Genomic DNA, 18,138 nt, shown 5'->3' on the forward strand with positions numbered 1-18,138 from the left:
GGAGAGCGCTCGCGGGCTGGGCGCGGCCTTGGAGGCGCCGGCCGACCGCGCACTCGTCTGGCCGGACGGCGAAGGGCTGCTACGAGCCGCCACTACGATCGCCGACCATGGACTGGGTCGAGCGCACCGCGCAGTTGAGGCAGTGGACGAGGGGCGGGACGCGGGCTCCGCACAAGCCATTGCTGTTCCTGTACGCGCTCAGCCGGTTCCAGCAGGACGCCGATGACGAGCTGCGGTACAGCGCCGTGGAGGAGGACCTGCGGGGACTGCTCGCCGAATACGGTCCTGGTAACCGGACGACGCCCGCCTATCCCTTCCATCACTTGGTGAGTGACGGCGTGTGGGAGGTGCGCACCGAGCGCGGGCCGGGCAGCCCCGGGACCGGGGTCAGGGAACTGCGCGCAACCGGCGCCGCTGGGCGGCTGACGCCGGAGCTAAGGGCGGCGCTGCGGCGGGAGCCGTCTCTTCTCGGCCGGATGACACGGGTGCTGCTCGATCTGAACTTCCCGCCCTCCCTCCACGGCGAGCTGTGCGAAGCCGTCGGCCTGGAGCTGGAGGAGGCCGAGACCGCACCGCTCTCGGTCACACGCAGGCAGCGGGACCGGCGGATGCGGGAGATGGTCCTGACGGCGTACGAGTACCAGTGCGCCTTCTGCGGGTATGACGGCAGGATCGGCGCGGTGCCGGTCGGGCTTGAGGCCGCCCATGTGCGCTGGTGGGCGTTCGACGGACCGGACGACGTCGAGAACGGGCTGTGCCTGTGCTCGCTGCACCACAAGCTGTTCGACAAAGGCGTACTCGGTCTCGGCGAAGGCCATGGCAAGGGCCACCGCATCCTGGTCTCGCAGAGCTTCGTCGGCCACAGCACCGCCGCCCGCGAGCACGTCATCACGCTCGCCGGCCGTCCGCTCATCGGCCCTCAGCCGGGCGTCCGCCCCATCGCCGCCGCCCACCGTTCCTGGCACACCAGCCAGGTCTTCCATGGCAGCCCACGTCCCGCCACGACCGCATGACCGCCGACCTGGCGGCCACGAGACTGCGCTGGCAAGGGGCGTGACGCCACGAGTATGGTCTCTTGTATGGCGACGAAGAAGGTAACGGTGACGATTCCCGAGGATCTCCTGGACGAGATCCGTGCGGAGGCGGCAGAACGGGGGATGTCGGCGTACGTCGCCGAGGCGCTGCGCTTCAAGCGCGACCGGGACCGACTGGGGGAGCTGTCGGACTGGCTGCAGGAGGAGCACGGCCCTCTCACCGAGGAAGAGCGCACCACAGCGTTCGAGGAGTTGGAGGGCCTCGACGCCGAGCACGAGCGCCGGCGCGCCACCGGAACGCACGGCACCGGAGAAGCCGCGTGAGAAAGCGGTCCGGTGAACCCGGGCAGCGGCCGCTGCGCGTCTTCGTACTGGACCGCCAAGCTCTGTCCCAGGCCGTGCGCGGCGACCGGAAGATGATCGCGTGGCTCGACCTCGCAGCCCGGGGTGAAGCCGAGGTGGTCACGTCTCCTATAACGCTGGTCGAGGCGTACGACGGCAGAACCACCGAGCAGCGCTGGGACTGGGTACTCTCCCGGCTCAAAGTCGCCGACATCGGGAAGGACGAGGCCCGCCGGGCCCGCCGCCTACTGTCGGATGCAGGGCTGCACGGCCACAAGTACGCGATCGACGCGATACTCGCCGTCATCGCGCGCCAGCAGAAGGGGCAGGTCACCGTCTTCACCTCGGACGTGGACGACCTTGAGAGGCTGGTTCCGGAGTCGATCGTCGTCAAGAAGGTGTGACCCGGCGCTCCGGTCTCAGTCCTGCTCCCATTCGCCCCCGCCCAGTGCCGTTCACCATCCCTCCGACGCGCGGCTCCGTCCCAGGTCAGAACAGTCCCGCCTCTCTCCGAACCCTCGGACGAACATGTGGAAAGCGTGTGGGGGGCAGCCCCTCGCGAGTTCGCGTCTCGTGTCCTCCGCCATTGCTCTCACCGGCAATACGTCGAAGGCTCCCGCAGGAAGCTGCGGGAGCCTTCGACGTGTTCCGGCACAGGTCTCCGCCGTCACAGGGGAACAGCACCCCCTCACTCCGATCCTTGCCTCGACGAACCAACGGTGTCACCATTGGTTCAAAATAAGCGGGCGAGCCTTTGCGAGGTGCGGTGACATGGTGGGCGACCGGAAGTGGGCGGCCCGGGCGGGGATGATCGCGACGGCAACGGCTGTTGCGGCGGGTGCCGCGGGGGTGCGGTGGGTGTGGCGGCATCAGGACGAGCTGATGCTCCGCCCGCCGTTGAACGAGTGGACGTTCGCGCACATGTCGCTGCTGCTGCCGACGGAGACCGTCCCGCGCGCCGACCGGCTGAGCGTCCTGCCGCGGGCTCCCCGGCCGCTGGAGTTCACGTACGAGTGGGACGGGGCGACACGGACGCTGTCCGACCTGCACACCCGGACGCATACGACGGGGTTCGCGGTCGTGCACCGGGGGCGTCTGGTGCACGAGGCCTACCCGGGCCGGTTCGCCGGGCCGCACCGTCGGTTCCAGTTGTTCTCGCTGACGAAGTCGGTGACGTCGATGCTGGTGGGGATCGCCCTGGCGGAGGGCGCGATCGGGTCGACGGACGACAAGGCCGTCACGTACTGCCCGCAACTGGCCGGTTCGGCGTTCGACGGCCCGACGGTCGAGGACCTGCTGCAGATGAGCAGCGGGGCGGGCGGCGAGGAGGACTACGAGGATCCGGACGCCCCCGTCAACCGGCTGATGCGCGCGGTGGCCGGGCAGGGGGGCACCGTGCTGGAAGCCGTACGGTCGGTGCGGCCGCACAGCACTCCGGGCACCTGGTTCAACTACTCGACGCTCGACACCCAGGTGCTGGGCTGGGTCCTGGAGGCGGCGACCGGCCGGACGCTGGCGCAGTACGCCGCCGAGCGACTGTGGGGGCCGATCGGAGCGGAGTCCGACGCCTACTACGCGCTGTCGCGGAGAGCGCCGCGTACGGCCGTCGGCGGCGGTTCGTTCAACGCCACGGTGCGGGACATGGCCCGGCTCGGGTTGTTGATGGCCCGTGGCGGCCGGTGGGGCGGGGAGCAGATCGTCCCCCAGCAGTGGGTCGAGCGCAGCCGCGGGGCGGGCCTGCCGCACCTGGAGGGCGGTGCGCTCGGTGAGGGGTACCCGGCCCATTACGGGTACTCCAACCAGTGGTGGACCCTGGGCGGGGCGCACCGTGCATTCACCGGCCTCGGGATATACGGGCAGCATCTCTGGGTCGACCCGGAGGCCGACGTGGTGGTGGTGAAGACCAGTGCCTGGCCGGTGGCTGACGACCCCGCGCTGGACGGCGAGACCGTGACGGCGTTCACCGCGCTGGTGGCCCACCTCTCGGCGGACGGGTAGTCGTCCCCGGGGCCCGGTGGTCACGCGCCTAGGATGGGAGCATGACGGATCCTGACAGCACGGCCCCCAGATCCGTCGGCTCCAGGCGAGGGCGACCGCCCTCGAACGCGCTCAGCCGGGAACGCATTCTGGACGCGGCGCTGGCGGTGCTGGAGCAGGAGGGCCCGGAGGCCCTGACGCTGCGCAGGCTCGGGGCGGATCTGGGGTCCAACCACACGGCGGTGCTGCGCTACTTCTCCGGCAAGGACGACATCCTGCTCGGCCTCGCCGAACAGCTGATCGCCGAGGCCGTGGACGGCTTCGAGCCCGGTCCGACCTGGCGGACGACCCTGACCGAGCTGGCCCGCCGGGTGCGCCGGGCCTGCCAGGCGCACCCGGCCCTGGCCGTGCTGGTCGCCTCCCGGGTGTCCCGGCGGGACGCGGAGTTCCGGGGAGCGGACCTGGTGATCGGCGCGCTGCTGGAGGCGGGTTTCGGCGCGCGGGAGTCCGCCCGCTACTACCGGGCGCTGGTCGACGTCACGCTCGCGATGAGTTCTTTCGAGGCCGCGGCGGCGGTACCGGACGGGCCCGAGCGGGAGGGCGACCGGATGGCCTGGCAGCGCGAGTACCTGATGGCTTCGCCGCGGCGTTTCCCGCATCTCGCCTCCGTGGCACCGTATTTGGCGGAGGCCGACGAGGACGATCAGTTCGAGTTCGTGATGGGGCTGCTGCTGGACGCGGTGGAGGCACGCTCCGGTCGCCCCGCGTGACACGGTCCCACCGCCGCTTCCGCCGCCGGCGGACCAAGCCGCCACGAGGGCCCCTCGTAAGGCAATCCCACACGAGAAGGGGAGGTCCTCAACCCTGGGGGCCGACCCGGGGGCTTGGGAGGAAGGCCCTACCTACCCGCGGACCTGGATCAGGGCATGCGTACCGCTCGTTCGCCAAGCGGCACCGGACCGTTCCAGAGCGTCCAGCGTCTCCTGCTCCAACCCCACCATCACGTCGGACTTCAGTGTGCGCAGCGCCGCGACGGCCCCGGGGAAGTACGCCGTGCGGTCCGCGAACGACGTCGTCCCGGCCCACATCCGGTCGCCGACCAGCCGGCGGTAGTTGAGGTCACCCTTCAGGATCGTCAAGGTGGCCGCCGCGAACTCCGCCCGCAGGTCCCGCGGCATCTCCTCGTACGGCAGCGGCGCGCAGAAGAACGGATGGGCCCGGACCTCCAGGCGCCCCGTCGCCATGGCGTCCCAGAGGCGGCTTCCGGCGCGGCCCGCCTCACCGGGCGCCGCCACCAGCCGGCGCAGGCATTCGACGACGTCGGCCGTCATCGCGTCGGAGACGTAGTACGGGTAGGGCTTCACGTGGAGCACGATCCGCTCGGCATGACGGTGCAGGAGGAGGTGGTCGATGAGGATGAGGTCCGGGATCAGCTCCCGCCCCGCGTTGTCCGCCACCACGGCGACCGTGGAGCCGGTTTTGGCGGCCAGGAGCCGCCAGAGCTGGGCGCTGTCGTCAGCGACCAGGTCATCGGCCGCGGCACCGGGCGCGGCGGCCCCCTCCGTGACGCGGAAGCCCAGGTCCGCGCGGTTGCCCCAGACCGAGGCGCGGAGCAGGGCCGTGGCCCGCTCGTCGGCCGGTACGTCGGCGAGCGCGTCCAGGGCGCGGAGTTCCTCGTCCACCGCCGTGCCGCGAAGCTCGGCCTGCTTGAAGGGGGCGAAGGGGTCGACGCCCTGCCACGGGCCCGTACCGAAATATCCGACGGCGCCGAGGAGCCTGCGGTAGAAGTAGCTCTCCGCCCACAGGAACGGGGCATCGAACCACGATCGCCCGAAGAGCTCCCGCCCCCAGACCGACCACTGCTCGTGGCCGGGCTCCGAGGGGGCGAGGGGTTCGATCACCCCGTTGTTGTTCGCCTCCAGCAGGGCATCGAGAGCCTGGTGCCGGCGGGGACCGTACGGAAAGGCGCCCCGTACCTGCCGGATCAGGGCCGGATGGCGCTCGGCCAGGACGCTCCGGGCGAACGAGCCGGGCACGTTGCCGAGGATGACCCGTGCGTCCCGTCCGGGGGCCCGCCGGGGGCCGTGGTCAGTGCCGCCCTCCGGTCCGTGGGCCGTCCCCTCCGCCATGCTCCACGCCTTCCGCTTGCCGCTCACGCGCCTTCGGCCTTCAGGGCCATCAAACGGGTGGCCACCGCCTCGGGCTCCGACGGCGAGGGGGTGAGGCCGAAGTGCTCCACCAGTTCGGTCCGCAGGAAGGCTGCGATCTCCGCTTGGTCCGCGCCACGGCCGATCCTTCCCAGGAGGGGCGCGAGCATGCAGTCGTACTCGTCCGGCGCCTCGTCGGCGACGCCGATCGGATCCCACTCGTTGAGGAGCTGCCGCAGGTTCTTCTCGGTCAGGCCGGTCCCGGTTCGCATGGTTGCAGGATGCCATCCGGAGCGGGCAGCACGCCGCTCGCCGGCTTCCGGCCTCGCCGGGCGGGTCAGCAGGGGCTGCCGCCCGTGCTCATCGCCTCGCCCTCGTCAGCGGGTGAACCGGCTCGCCCTGAGGCGGTGTTCGCGCGCTACGCCCTCGGCGGGCGGGTGCCGGGGGCAACTACCACCCTTTTCGGACAACCCTGCGCCACTCGGGGGACACCAGACAACCCGACCCGCCTGATGCCGCATCTCATAGACCGGACACAGCGTCGCCACAGGTGAGTTGAGTGGGGGCCGTGCTGATCGTCCACGTTCCATCGCGCACTCGGAAGCCGGAAGTACGAGGAATGATGACCAGATCCCCGCAGGCCCGCACCAACCGCCTCACCCGCCCCTCGATCGCCGTTGCCGCGGCCGTCGCCGTGACGGCGGGCGTCGTCGCCGCCGCGCCCGACGCCAAGACGGCCGAGCCGACGCCGAAGCTCAGTCTGATCGCTGCCACCACCTCGGTGACGCTCGACTCGTGGAAGGAGGATCCCGGTGTCTATCTCGATCTCGGGACCTATCTGACCTCGGAGAACGGCGCCTTCGAGCTCAAGGTGACCCGTAAGTCGTACAAGGATCCGGTCGTCGCGACGCAGGTGTTGCGGAACGGGAAGAAGACCACCACCAAGGCGCTTCCCGCCGGTCTCGTGAAGGACTTCTCCGGGCTGCCGGACTTCGCGCAGATCTCCGTCACCGACGCGGCCGGCAAGACCGTGCTGAAGCAGACCGAGGCCTTCTGCCCCAACAACGCCTCGGGGCGGATCCGGCCCGACGCGCCCGCCAAATCGAAGTATCCGCAGAGCTGTCCGGTGAACCCCTTCACCCTCGGCTCGGTGTGGGGCGTGGAGAACGGCTGGGCGTCCAACACCTACGCCGGGTACTACGCCAAGCCGGTCCAGCTGGCCGCCGGGACCTACACCGCCAAGATCTCCGTGACGAAGAAGTACCGCGATCTCTTCGGCATCGCGAACAAGCCGCGGTCGGTCAAGGTGACCGTTCGTGAGCGCAGTTGGGAAGAGGAGGAGAGTCAGGGCGCAGACGCCTCAGCCCGCAGCGCGGCTCCCCAGTCCTCCAAGTCCGCCGCCGGACACCAGGGGCACCAGGGGCATGACGGGCACGGGCAGGGCGCCGACGCGCCCGCCGCCTCCGCCCATGCCGCGCACGGTGCTCCCGCCCGCCCCGAGGCCCCCGCCGCCCGGACGGCCGGCGCCACCCCCACGTTCAACGTCGGTCACGGGCCCTACCCGCCCGCGCCGCCCGCCCTGCCCTGGGCGCTGAAGAAGGAGTCCCTCCAGCGGCAGGCCTTCTCGGCCGCCACGGTCGGCGACCGGCCCGGGCAGACCGACGGGTCGCGGCAGGCGCCCGCGGCCAAGCCCAACGCCAAGCGGCCCACCGGCAAGGCGACCGTTCCCGACGTGCCCAAGCCGGACCTGCGCTCGCTGCCCGCGTACGGCATCACCGTCAGCGACGGTTACGAGAACGTCCCCGGCAAGGACTACCTCGCCTTCAGCGCCAACGTGTGGAACGCGGGCCCGGCCAAACTCGTCGTGGACGGCTTCCGCTCCCCGGGCAAGGAGCTGATGGACGCCTACCAGTACTTCTACGACGCCAAGGGCAAGCAGGTCGGCTACACCCCGACCGGCACCATGGAGTGGGACCCGCGCCCCGGCCACGAGCACTGGCACTTCACGGACTTCGCCAGCTACCGGCTGTTGAAGGCCGACAAGAAGGAGTCCGTGCGCAGCGGCAAGGAGGCGTTCTGCCTGGCCAACACCGACGCCGTCGACTACACGGTGAAGAACGCCAACTGGCACCCGGACAACACCGATCTGTCCACCGCGTGCGGCCAGGAGAACTCGATCTCCGTCCGCGAGGTGCTCGACGTCGGCTCCGGTGACACCTACACCCAGGACCTGCCGGGCCAGTCCTTCGACATCACGGGGCTGCCGAACGGCACCTACTACATCCAGGTCCTCGCCAACCCGGAGAACCGGCTCAAGGAGACCAACTACAAGAACAACAGCGCCCTGCGCAAGGTCGTCCTCGGCGGCAAGAAGGGCGCCCGGACCGTGAAGGTCCCGGCCCACCACCTGGTGAACGCCAACTAATCGCGCTCAGCGGGGCGTCGACACGCTCCGTGCCACACGATCCGTCGGCCCCGGGAGAGTTGACTCTCCCGGGGCCGACCGGTCTCCGCGGACCGGGCGCGTCAGTCCTCGCCCTCCAGGTTCCCTTCCGTCTCCAGGTACACCTGGCGCAGCGCTTCCAGCACCGCCGGGTCCGGCTCGGCCCACATGCCGCGGGACTCGGCCTCCAGCAGGCGTTCCGCGATGCCGTGCAGGGCCCAGGGGTTGGCCTCCTGGAGGAACTGCTTGTTCTCCGGGTCCAGGACGTACGTCTGGGTGAGCTTGTCGTACATCCAGTCCGCGACCACGCCGGTCGTGGCGTCGTAACCGAAGAGGTAGTCGACCGTGGCAGCCAGCTCGAACGCGCCCTTGTAGCCGTGGCGGCGCATCGCCTCGATCCACTTGGGGTTGACCACACGGGCGCGGAAGACGCGGGACGTCTCCTCGACGAGCGTGCGCGTGCGGACCGTTTCGGGGCGGGTGGAGTCCCCGATGTACGCCTCCGGGGCCGTGCCCTTCAGCGCCCGTACGGTGGCCACCATGCCGCCGTGGTACTGGAAGTAGTCGTCGGAGTCCGCGATGTCGTGCTCGCGGGTGTCGGTGTTCTTCGCGGCGACCTCGATGCGCTTGTAGGCGCTCTCCATCTCCTCGCGGGCCGGGCGGCCGTCGAGTTCGCGGCCGTAGGCGTAGCCGCCCCAGACCGTGTAGACCTCGGCGAGGTCGGCGTCGGTGCGCCAGTCGCGGGAGTCGATGAGCTGGAGGAGGCCCGCGCCGTACGTGCCGGGGCGGGAGCCGAAGATGCGGGTGGTGGCCCGGCGTTCGTCGCCGTGTTCGGCCAAATCGGCCTGGGTGTGCGCCCGTACGTAGTTGCGCTCGGCCGGCTCGTCCAGCGAGGCGGCCAGGCGTACGGCGTCGTCGAGGAGGCCCACCGTGTGCGGGAACGCGTCGCGGAAGAAGCCCGAGATGCGGAGCGTGACGTCGATGCGGGGGCGGCCCAACTCCTCGTACGGGATGGGCTCCAGGCCCGTCACCCGGCGCGAGGCGTCGTCCCAGACGGGGCGGATGCCGAGCAGCGCGAACGCCTCCGCGATGTCGTCGCCCGCGGTGCGCATCGCGCTGGTGCCCCAGAGGGAGAGACCGACCGAGGTGGGCCAGTCGCCGTTGTCGGTGCGGTAGCGGGTCAGGAGGGAGTCGGCCAGGGCCTGGCCCGTCTCCCAAGCGAGCTTGGAGGGGACCGCCTTGGGGTCGACCGAGTAGAAGTTGCGGCCCGTCGGGAGCACGTTGACCAGGCCGCGGAGCGGCGAGCCGGACGGGCCCGCCGGAACGAAGCCGCCGTTCAGCGCGTGGACGGCGTGGGTCAGCTCGTCGGTCGTCGCAGCCATGCGCGGGACCACCTCGGTGGCCGCGAAGGTCAGGATGTCGGCCACGGCGCCCGGCAGCCCCGCGGCGACCCCGGCCACTGCCTCCGGCTTCCAGTCCGCGTCGTCCATCGCCTGGACCAGGGCGCGCGCCTGCTCCTCGATCGCGTCCGCGTCGGTGCGGGTGGCCGCCGACTCGTCGAGGCCCAGCGCCTCGCGGAGGCCGGGGAGGGATGCCGTGCCGCCCCAGATCTGGCGGGCGCGGAGGACGGCGAGGACCAGGTTGACCCGGTCGTTCCCGGCGGGCGGGTTGCCCAGGACGTGCAGGCCGTCGCGGATCTGGACGTCCTTGATCTCGCAGAGCCAGCCGTCCAGATGCATGATGAAGTCGTCGAAGCCCTCGTCCTCCGGGCGGTCCTCCACCCCGAGGTCGTGGTCGAGCTTCGCCGCCTGGATCAGCGTCCAGATCTGGGCGCGGATCGCCGGAAGCTTCGCCGGGTCCATCGCCGCGATCTGGGCGTGCTCGTCGAGGAGTTGCTCCAGACGCGCGATGTCGCCGTAGCTGTCGGCGCGGGCCATCGGCGGTACGAGGTGGTCGATCAGGGTGGCGTGGACGCGGCGCTTCGCCTGCGTGCCCTCGCCCGGGTCGTTCACCAGGAACGGGTAGACCAGGGGAAGATCGCCCAGGGCCGCGTCGGGGCCGCAGGCGGCGGAGAGGCCCGCGTTCTTGCCGGGCAGCCACTCCAGGTTGCCGTGCTTGCCCAGATGGATCATCGCGTCCGCGCCGAAACCGTTGTCCTCGGCCGAGGCGGCGATCCAGCGGTACGCGGCCAAGTAGTGGTGGGACGGCGGGAGATCGGGGTCGTGGTAGATCGCGATCGGGTTCTCGCCGAAGCCGCGCGGCGGCTGGATGAGGATGAGGAGGTTCCCGCGCCGCAGGGCCGCGAGGACGATGTCGCCCTCCGGGTTGGCCGAGCGGTCCACGAACATCTCGCCGGGGGCCGGGCCCCAGTGCCGCTCGACCGCGAGCCGCAGCTCCTGCGGAAGTTCGGCGAACCAGCGGCGGTAGTCGGCGGCCGGGATGCGGACCGGGTTCTTCGCCAACTGCTCCTCGGTGAGCCACTCCTGGTCGTGACCGCCCGCTTCGATCAGCGCGTAGATCAGCTCGTCGCCGTCGCCGGAGACCAGGCCCGGGATCTCCTCCTCGGGGCCGAAGTCGTACCCCTCGGCGCGCAGGCGGCGCAGCAGGGCCACGGCGCTGGCGGGGGTGTCGAGGCCGACCGCGTTGCCGATGCGGGAGTGCTTCGTCGGGTAGGCCGACAGCACGAGTGCGATCTTCTTGTCGGCGTTCGGGATGGTGCGGAGCTTCGCGTGGCGTACGGCGATCCCGGCGACCCGGGCGGCGCGCTCGGCGTCGGGGACGTACGCCGGGAGCCCGTCCTCGTCGATCTCCTTGAAGGAGAAGGGGACCGTGATCAGGCGGCCGTCGAACTCCGGCACCGCGATCTGGGTGGCCGCGTCCAGCGGGGAGACGCCCTCGTCGTTCTCCTCCCAGGCGGTACGCGGGCTGGTGAGGCAGAGCGCCTGGAGGATCGGTACGTCGAGCTGGGTCACCGCGCCCGCGTCCCACGACTCGTCGTCGCCGCCGGCCGACGCCTCGGCGGGCTTGGTGCCGCCCGCCGCGAGGACCGTGGTCACGATGGCGTCGGCGGAGCGGAGCCGGTCGATGAGGTCGGCCTCCGGGGTGCGCAGAGACGCGACGTACAGCGGGAGCGGGCGGCCCCCGGCGTCCTCGACCGCCGTGCACAGCGCGTCCACGAACGCGGTGTTCCCGCTCATGTGGTGGGCGCGGTAGTAGAGGACGGCGACGGTCGGCGCACCCTCGGGCACCGCCCGGGCCTCCCGCTCCAGCGGGCCCCACGCGGGGGCCGGGGCGGGCGGCTCGAAGCCGTGGCCGGTCAGCAGCACGGTGTCGGAGAGGAACCGGGCCAGCTGCTCCAGGTTGGCGGGCCCGCCGTGCGCGAGGTAGGCGTGCGCCTCGGCCGCGATGCCGATCGGCACGGTGGAGGCGGCCATCAGCTGGGCGTCGGGGGCCTGCTCACCGGTCAGCACGACGACCGGGCGGCCGGTGGCCAGCACCGCGTCGAGCCCCTCCTGCCATGCCCGTACGCCACCGAGGAGCCGTACGACGACGAGGTCGACGCCGTCCAGCAGCTCCGGCAGTCCGTCGAGGTCCACGCGGGAGGGGTTGGCGTACCGGTAGCTGACGGGTCCCTCGGAAGCGCGGGCGCTCAGGAGGTCGGTGTCGGACGTCGACAGGAGCAGGATCATGCTGCGTCAGGCCTTCCTCGGGGTGTCCACGCCCCGGGCGGGTGTCGGAGGGTCTCCCCGGGCGGCCCGGTGGCTACCGGGTGCTCGGAGAAGGGAGTTCCTGACTCGTCCGGCAGCCGGTGGTGGCGGCGACCGGACTCACAGTGGCGGGACCGCGCCGGAATCTCACCGGGCTTCCTCCCCTGTCGCCGTCTGGCGATGGCGGCCTGAACGGACCACCGCCTGCATCCTAAGCGGCCGGGGTGGGGGCGGGGCAGGGGGCGGGGGTGCGGTGGTGATCACTGTTTGCGGGGACGGTGGCGCGGGGCGTGGCGGCCGCTGCCCGGTGTGCCGCGGTTCCCGGTGCGAGGCGGGCCGCTCCCCCGTGACCCGCTGTCCCGCAGGTCACAGCCGCGGGCCCATCGCCGGCACCGGCCCGGTCGGTATGCTCGCCGCCATGCCCGATTCCGCCCCCTCGCCCCTTTCCGCGGGCGGCCCAGCCCTCCGCGGCGGCGGCGACGCCTGCCCGGGGACGCTGCGGCTGCACCGGGCCGACGACGGTGCGCTGGCCCGGGTCCGGGTGCCCGGCGGGGTGCTGAGCGCGGACCGGGCGGACGCGCTGCTCGCGGCGGCCGAACGGTTCGGGGACGGTGAACTGCACCTCACCTCGCGGGGCAACGTCCAGCTGCGCGGCCTCGGCGCGGAGTGCGGGGGCGCCCTCGCCGAGCTGCTCACCGCCGCCGGGCTGCTGCCGTCCGCCGCGCACGAGCGGGCCCGCAACATCGTGGCCTCTCCGCTCGCCGGGCTGGACGGATCGACCCCGGTCAGCGGCTGGTTGTCCGAACTGGACCGTCTGGTCTGCGGATCGGCCGCCGCCGCCTCGCTCTCCGGCCGCTTCCTGTTCGCCCTGGACGACGGCCGCGGTGACGTGGACGCGCTGGGCGCCGACGTGACCCTGATCGCGGCGGGCGACAGCTGCCTCCTGCGGATCGGGACTGCGGACGAGGTGTTCCGGGTGCCGAGCGGGGAAGGCCCGCGCGCCGCGCTCCTGGCCGCCGAGGCGTTCCTCCGCGCCGCCCGGGACTCCGGCGCGTGGCGCGTGAAGGACCTGCCCGACGACGTACGGGCCGCACTGGTTCGCGCGGTCAAGGCGGCGGCCGGTCCGGCGGTGGACCGGCCCCGTCCGTCTACGGCGACTCCCCCCGCCCCGGGCCCGCACGGCTCCTCGAACGCGATCAGCGTCGACGTACCCCTCGGACGGCTCACCTCCGCGCAGTGGCGGCCGCTCACCGAAACGGCCCGCCGGCACGGCGGCGAGCTGCGGCTCACCCCGTGGCGCGGGATCGTCGTCCCCGGGCCGTTCGGGCGGCCGGAGGACGCGGCGGCGGCGCTCGACGCCCTGGCGGCGGCCGGGCTGATCACCGCCCCCGACTCCCCGTGGGCCGGCGTCGGCGCGTGCATCGGCCGCCCCGGCTGCGCGAAGTCCCTGTCCGACGTGCGGGCCGAAGCGGGGGCCGCCGTCGGGCCGGTCGGGCGGCTCCCTGTGTACTGGTCCGGGTGCGAACGCCGCTGCGGCCACCCCCACGGGGAGTGGATCGACGTGGTGGTCACCCCCGACGGGCACCGGATCTCGCACGTACGGGGAGAGCGGCGGGACCCCCCGCGGGCGGTCCGGGACGACCCGGCCGCGCTGGCGGCGGCGGTGGCCGCGGCCCGCGCCCTCTGACGCAACACCCGACACACCCGATGCCCCTGCCGTATCAGCGGAAGAAAGCGACAGCACTGTGCACCAGTACGAGAAGGACGGACCGGCGATCTACCGCCAGTCCTTCGCCACCATCCGCGCGGAGGCGGATCTCGCCGGGCTGCCCGCCGACGTCAGCCAGGTCGCCGTGCGGATGATCCACGCCTGCGGCATGGTCGACCTCGTCAAGGACCTCGCCTTCTCGCCGAACGCCGTGGCCGACGCCCGCGCCGCCCTGCGCGCCGGCGCACCGATCCTCTGCGACGTGGCGATGGTCGCCAGTGGGGTCACCCGCAAGCGGCTGCCCGCCGACAACGACGTGGTGTGCACGCTGTCCGACCCGTCCGTGCCCGAGCTGGCCGCCCGGATGGGGACCACGCGGAGCGCGGCGGCCCTGGAGCTGTGGCGGGACCGGATGGAGGGAGCGGTGGTCGCGGTCGGCAACGCCCCGACGGCCCTGTTCCGGCTGCTGGAGATGATCGAGGAGGGCGCCCCGCGCCCGGCCGCCGTGATCGGCGTCCCGGTCGGCTTCGTCGGCGCGATGGAGTCCAAGGAGGCCCTGGCCGAGCACCCGTCGGGCCTGGAGCACCTGATCATCCGCGGCCGGCGCGGCGGCAGCGCGATAGCGGCGGCGGCGCTCAACGCCATCGCGAGCGAGGAAGAATAGTGACTTCTCCCTTGAAGGACGCCGGCCGCCTCTACGGTGTCGGGCTCGGCCCCGGCGACCCGAACCTGATGACTCTGCGGGCCGTTCAGGCCATCGGCGAGGCCGACGTCGTCGCGTACCACAGCGCCCGGCACGGCCGCTCGATCGCGCGCTCGATCGCCGCCGCGCACCTGCGGCCGGACCACATCGAGGAGGCCCTGGTCTACCCCGTCACGACGGAGACCACGGACCATCCCGGCGGCTACCGGGGCGCGTTGGAGGAGTTCTACGAGGAGGCCGCGGCCCGTCTCGCGGCGCATCTGGACGCGGGGCGCACGGTCGCGGTGCTCGCCGAGGGCGACCCGATGTTCTACGGCTCGTACATGCACATGCACAAGCGCCTGGCGGACCGGTACGCCACCGAGGTCATCCCGGGGGTCACCTCCGTCAGCGCGGCGGCCGCCCGGCTCGGCACCCCCCTCGTCGAGGGCGAGGAGATCCTGACGATCCTGCCCGGCACGCTGCCGGAGGAGGAGCTGACGGCCCGCCTCGCCGCGACGGACACGGCGGTCGTGATGAAGCTGGGACGGACGTTCCCGGCGGTGCGCGGGGCGTTCGAGGCGTCGGGCCGGCTGCCGGAGGCACGGTACGTCGAGCGGGCCACGATGGCCGGGGAGCGTACGGGCGAACTGGCGGACGTCGACCCGGAGTCGGTCCCGTACTTCTCGGTGGCGGTGCTGCCGAGCCGCGTCGACGCGCCGCGTCCTTCCGGAAGAGCCGGCGGCGAGGTCGTGGTCGTCGGCACCGGCCCGGCGGGCCCGCTGTGGCTGACGCCCCAGACGCGGGGCGCGCTGGCGGCGGCGGACGACGTGGTCGGCTACACCACCTATCTGGACCGGGTGCCGGTACGGCCCGGCCAGGCGCGGCACGGCTCGGACAACAAGGTGGAGTCGGAGCGGGCGGAGTTCGCACTGGACCTGGCCCGGCGGGGCCACCGGGTCGCGGTGGTCTCGGGCGGCGACCCCGGGGTCTTCGCGATGGCGACGGCGGTGCTGGAGGTGGCCTCGCAGGACGCGTACGCGGACATTCCGGTCCGTGTGCTGCCCGGCGTCACCGCGGCGAACGCCGCCGCCGCCCGCGCGGGTGCGCCGCTCGGCCACGACTACGCCACGATCTCCCTCTCGGACCGGCTCAAGCCGTGGGAGGTCATCGCGGAGCGGCTCCGCGCGGCGGCCTCGGCGGACCTGGTGCTGGCTCTGTACAACCCGGGCTCCACGTCCCGTACGTGGCAGGTCGGCCGGGCCCGCGACCTGCTCCTGGAGCACCGGTCGCCGGACACCCCGGTGGTGCTGGCGCGGGATGTGGGCGGGCCGACGGAGTCCGTCCGTACGGTGCGGCTGGCCGATGTCGATCCGGCGGAGGTGGACATGCGGACGCTGCTGATCGTGGGCTCGTCGCAGACGCGGTGGGTGAAGCGGGGCGAGGACGGCCGGGGCATCGTCTGGACGCCGCGCCGTTACCCGGAGGCGTAGAACCGATGCCCGCCGGGCCGCTGCCGAGAGGCGTAAAGCCGATGCCCGGCGGACCGGTTCCCGGGAGAGGGGAGCCGGCCCCGGCGGGCCGGTTCCCGCGGGCCGGGGTCCGCTACCCGGAGGCGTGGAGCCGCGCCACCCAGCGGGCGGCCTCGTCGGGCGTACGGGCCACCGGCACCCCTTCCGGTACCGGTGGCCGCCGGACGACCACGACCGGAATCCCGGCCTCACGGGCGGCGGTGAGCTTGGGGGCGGTGGCGTCCCCACCGCTGTCCTTGGTGACGAGAACGTCGATGCGGTGGCGCCGGAGGAGTTCCCGCTCGCCGTCGAGGTCGAACGGCCCCCGGTCGAGGAGCACCTCCATCCGGGCCGGGCAGGGCGGCTCCGGCGCGTCGACGGACCGCACGAGGAACCACAGCGCGTCGAGGCCCGCCCCCGCGAAGGCGGCGAGCCCCATCCGTCCGGTGGTGAGGAAGACCCGCTCGCCGAGTGCGGGCAGCAGCCCGGCGGCCTCGGCCAGCGATCCGGCGGAGTGCCAGCGGTCACCGTCCTGGGCGACCCAGCCGGGCCGGCAGAGGGCGAGGAGGGGAACATGGGCCAGGGCGGCGGCCTCGGCGGCGTTCCGGCTCATGGCGGCGGCGAAGGGGTGGGTGGCGTCGATGAGGGCGTCCACGCCGTGCTCACGTACCCAGGCGGCGAGCCCCTCGGGTCCTCCGAACCCGCCGACGCGGACATCGCCCGGCGGCAGCCGGGGGGCGGCGACGCGACCGGCGAGCGAGGTGGTGACCCGGACGCCGCGGTCGCCGGCCAGGCTCTCGGCCAGCCGGCGCGCCTCGGTCGTACCCCCCAGGACAAGAACATGCACGGCAGCAGGCACAGGCATCGGAACGGACTCTTCTCGTGAACGCTGAGACGCAGGGCGGTCGCAGTGCCCAACTCAAGCACACCGGTCTGCGCCCGGGCTGGACGACCGGCGCCTGCGCGACGGCGGCGACCACGGCCGCGTACACGGCGCTGCTGACCGGCGACTTCCCGGACCCGGTGTCCATCACGCTGCCGAAGGGCCAGTCACCGTCGTTCGCGCTGGCGGTGGAGGAACTGACGCCGCAGGGGGCGTGCGCCGGGGTGGTGAAGGACGCGGGCGACGACCCGGACGTGACGCACGGCGCGCTGGTGCGGTCGACCGTACGGAAGCTGCCGCCCGGCTCCGGCGTGGTGTTCCGGGCGGGCCCGGGTGTGGGTACGGTGACGCTCCCCGGCCTGCCGCTGGAGGTGGGGGAGCCCGCGGTGAACCCGGTGCCGCGCCGGCTGATGCGGGAGCACGTGGAGCGGGTGGCGGCGGAGCACGGTGCGGCGGGCGACGTGGAGATCACGGTGTCGGTCGACCACGGCGAGGAGATCGCCCGCTCGACGTGGAACGGGCGCCTGGGCATCGTGGGCGGCCTGTCGATCCTCGGTACGACGGGCGTGGTCGTCCCCTACTCGTGCTCGGCCTGGATCGACTCGATCCGCCGGGGCGTGGACGTGGCGCGGGCGGCGGGCCTGACGCATGTGGCGGGCTGCACGGGCTCGACGTCGGAACGGACGGTGCGCGCGGAGTACGACCTGCCGGACATCGCGCTGCTGGACATGGGGGATTTCGCGGGGGCGGTGCTGAAGTACGTGCGCCGTCACCCGGTCGACCGCCTCACGATCTGCGGCGGCTTCGCCAAGCTCTCCAAGCTCGCGGCGGGCCACCTGGACCTCCACTCGGCCCGCTCCCAGGTGGACAAGGCCTTCCTGGCCGGACTGGCCCGCCTGGGCGGTGCGGACGAGGAGCTCGCTTCCCGGATCGCCACCGCCAACACGGGCCTGGAGGCGCTGCGCCTGTGCGAGGCGGCGGGCGTCCCCCTGGGCGACCTGGTGGCGGCCCGCGCCCGGGACGAGGCCCTGTCCGTGCTCCGGGGCGCGCCGGTCGCGGTGGACGTGCTCTGCGTCGACCGGGCGGGGGCGGTGGTGGGGCGGGGGTAGGGGCAGAACCCGTCGCTACGGCCCGTGGGCCAATCACGGGGGAGACGAGCGCCAGCCCGCTCCGCTCCTACTCCGCCCCCGCCTCCACCTGCGTCAGCGCCTCCGTGATCATGCGGGTCGCGAAGTCGTGGTCGTCCGTCATGCGGTTGATGTGTTCCGCGAGCAGGAACGCCGTCGCCTCCAGCGGGGCCAGTTCCGCTTCCGTCCAGTCGCCGTACTGGTTGCGCCACAGGGTGGGGCTCAGGCCGATGGCGGCCGCGATGGCCAGGCCGGCCATGGTGGGGACGACCTGGGGCGGGACGCTCCTCGGCATCATCTTCAGGGAGGTGACGAGGGTCGGCACCACGTATTCGACGACGTCCTTCTCGTGCGCCTCGTGGGCCTCCCGGAGCCACTTCATGTACAGGTAGATGAGCGTGCACGTTCCGTCCAGCACGTCGTCGACGCCCTCCGGGCCGAGCGACGAGAGGAGGTGCTGGACCAGCTGCTCCTGTTCGGGGTCGGTCCCGCTCTTTCCCGCGTGAACGGTCCTGATCCGGGAGTCGACCAGCATGAGCGCCGCGCCCACATCGCCGGCGGGAGCGTGTCGAGGTTC

Annotated in this window: 15 protein-coding genes and 1 riboswitch; of the genes, 10 read left to right on the plus strand and 5 right to left on the minus strand. The window is 72.7% G+C overall.

The window, feature by feature from the left end; all coding sequences use genetic code 11:
- Positions 1-107 precede the first annotated feature (107 nt).
- From CCZ36_RS15955 to CCZ36_RS15975, 5 genes are all read left to right on the plus strand, one after another.
- Positions 108-1,013: a phosphorothioated DNA-binding restriction endonuclease gene (locus CCZ36_RS15955; RefSeq protein ID WP_128817918.1), complete on the plus strand. Its 906-nt coding sequence runs from the start codon at positions 108-110 to the stop codon at positions 1,011-1,013.
- 66 nt (positions 1,014-1,079) lie between these two features.
- Positions 1,080-1,358 (plus strand): CopG family transcriptional regulator, encoded by a 279-nt coding sequence (locus CCZ36_RS15960; protein WP_069735808.1) that lies wholly within the window; start codon positions 1,080-1,082, stop codon positions 1,356-1,358.
- Positions 1,355-1,780, plus strand: coding sequence for a type II toxin-antitoxin system VapC family toxin (locus CCZ36_RS15965; RefSeq protein ID WP_128817919.1), 426 nt, complete (start codon positions 1,355-1,357; stop codon positions 1,778-1,780). The genes CCZ36_RS15960 and CCZ36_RS15965 overlap by 4 nt, the downstream gene beginning before the upstream one ends.
- A 367-nt stretch (positions 1,781-2,147) precedes the next feature.
- The gene (locus tag CCZ36_RS15970) at positions 2,148-3,374 is read left to right on the plus strand and encodes a serine hydrolase domain-containing protein (protein WP_128817920.1); all 1,227 of its coding nucleotides are present in this window, start codon (positions 2,148-2,150) and stop codon (positions 3,372-3,374) included.
- A 41-nt stretch (positions 3,375-3,415) separates the two neighbouring features.
- Positions 3,416-4,123, plus strand: a complete 708-nt coding sequence (locus CCZ36_RS15975) for a TetR/AcrR family transcriptional regulator (protein WP_069743668.1) — start codon at positions 3,416-3,418, stop codon at positions 4,121-4,123.
- Positions 4,124-4,255: 132 nt separating this feature from the next.
- Here the strand turns inward: CCZ36_RS15975 and CCZ36_RS15980 are convergent, their stop codons facing one another.
- Both CCZ36_RS15980 and CCZ36_RS15985 read right to left on the minus strand, forming a co-directional pair.
- Positions 4,256-5,482, minus strand: coding sequence for a damage-control phosphatase ARMT1 family protein (locus CCZ36_RS15980; protein ID WP_128819527.1), 1,227 nt, complete (start codon positions 5,480-5,482; stop codon positions 4,256-4,258).
- Positions 5,483-5,505: 23 nt separating this feature from the next.
- Positions 5,506-5,772 (minus strand): hypothetical protein, encoded by a 267-nt coding sequence (locus CCZ36_RS15985; protein WP_069735805.1) that lies wholly within the window; start codon positions 5,770-5,772, stop codon positions 5,506-5,508.
- A gap of 347 nt (positions 5,773-6,119) precedes the next feature.
- Here CCZ36_RS15985 and CCZ36_RS15990 point away from each other — a divergent pair, with 347 nt between their 5' ends.
- Entirely contained in the window at positions 6,120-7,925 is a 1,806-nt protein-coding gene (locus CCZ36_RS15990; protein ID WP_206515735.1) for a lysyl oxidase family protein, read from the plus strand.
- 101 nt (positions 7,926-8,026) lie between these two features.
- Here CCZ36_RS15990 and cobN read toward each other — a convergent pair whose 3' ends face one another.
- Positions 8,027-11,632 (minus strand): cobaltochelatase subunit CobN, encoded by a 3,606-nt coding sequence (cobN, locus tag CCZ36_RS15995; RefSeq protein ID WP_128817921.1) that lies wholly within the window; start codon positions 11,630-11,632, stop codon positions 8,027-8,029.
- 75 nt (positions 11,633-11,707) lie between these two features.
- Positions 11,708-11,857: riboswitch (cobalamin riboswitch) on the minus strand.
- Positions 11,858-12,056: 199 nt separating this feature from the next.
- On the opposite strand from cobN, the gene CCZ36_RS16000 reads away from it, so the two are divergent.
- Genes CCZ36_RS16000 through CCZ36_RS16010 form a run of 3 tightly spaced genes read left to right on the plus strand, consistent with a single transcriptional unit; the run spans position 12,057 to position 15,533 of the window.
- A complete protein-coding gene (locus CCZ36_RS16000) occupies positions 12,057-13,337 on the plus strand; it encodes a cobalamin biosynthesis protein CobG (RefSeq protein WP_128819531.1) in 1,281 nt (426 codons plus the stop codon).
- Between the two features lie 58 nt (positions 13,338-13,395).
- Positions 13,396-14,022, plus strand: a complete 627-nt coding sequence (locus tag CCZ36_RS16005; protein WP_069735802.1) for a precorrin-8X methylmutase — start codon at positions 13,396-13,398, stop codon at positions 14,020-14,022.
- Complete coding sequence (locus CCZ36_RS16010; RefSeq protein ID WP_256094637.1) at positions 14,022-15,533, plus strand: precorrin-2 C(20)-methyltransferase; 1,512 nt, start codon at positions 14,022-14,024, stop codon at positions 15,531-15,533. Before CCZ36_RS16005 ends, CCZ36_RS16010 begins: the two co-directional genes overlap by 1 nt.
- A gap of 112 nt (positions 15,534-15,645) precedes the next feature.
- On the opposite strand, the gene CCZ36_RS16015 is transcribed toward CCZ36_RS16010, so the two are convergent.
- Complete coding sequence (locus CCZ36_RS16015) at positions 15,646-16,416, minus strand: cobalt-precorrin-6A reductase (RefSeq protein WP_079149451.1); 771 nt, start codon at positions 16,414-16,416, stop codon at positions 15,646-15,648.
- 17 nt (positions 16,417-16,433) lie between these two features.
- Between CCZ36_RS16015 and CCZ36_RS16020 the strand changes: the two genes are divergently transcribed.
- A complete protein-coding gene (locus CCZ36_RS16020) occupies positions 16,434-17,543 on the plus strand; it encodes a cobalt-precorrin-5B (C(1))-methyltransferase (RefSeq protein WP_128817922.1) in 1,110 nt (369 codons plus the stop codon).
- A gap of 67 nt (positions 17,544-17,610) precedes the next feature.
- Here the strand turns inward: CCZ36_RS16020 and CCZ36_RS16025 are convergent, their stop codons facing one another.
- The gene (locus CCZ36_RS16025) at positions 17,611-18,096 is read right to left on the minus strand and encodes a hypothetical protein (RefSeq protein WP_128819533.1); all 486 of its coding nucleotides are present in this window, start codon (positions 18,094-18,096) and stop codon (positions 17,611-17,613) included.
- Between the last annotated feature and the right edge of the window lie 42 nt (positions 18,097-18,138).

It is taken from the genome of Streptomyces sp. S063, assembly GCF_002832675.1.
In the GTDB taxonomy this organism is placed as follows: Bacteria; Actinomycetota; Actinomycetes; order Streptomycetales; family Streptomycetaceae; genus Streptomyces; species Streptomyces sindenensis.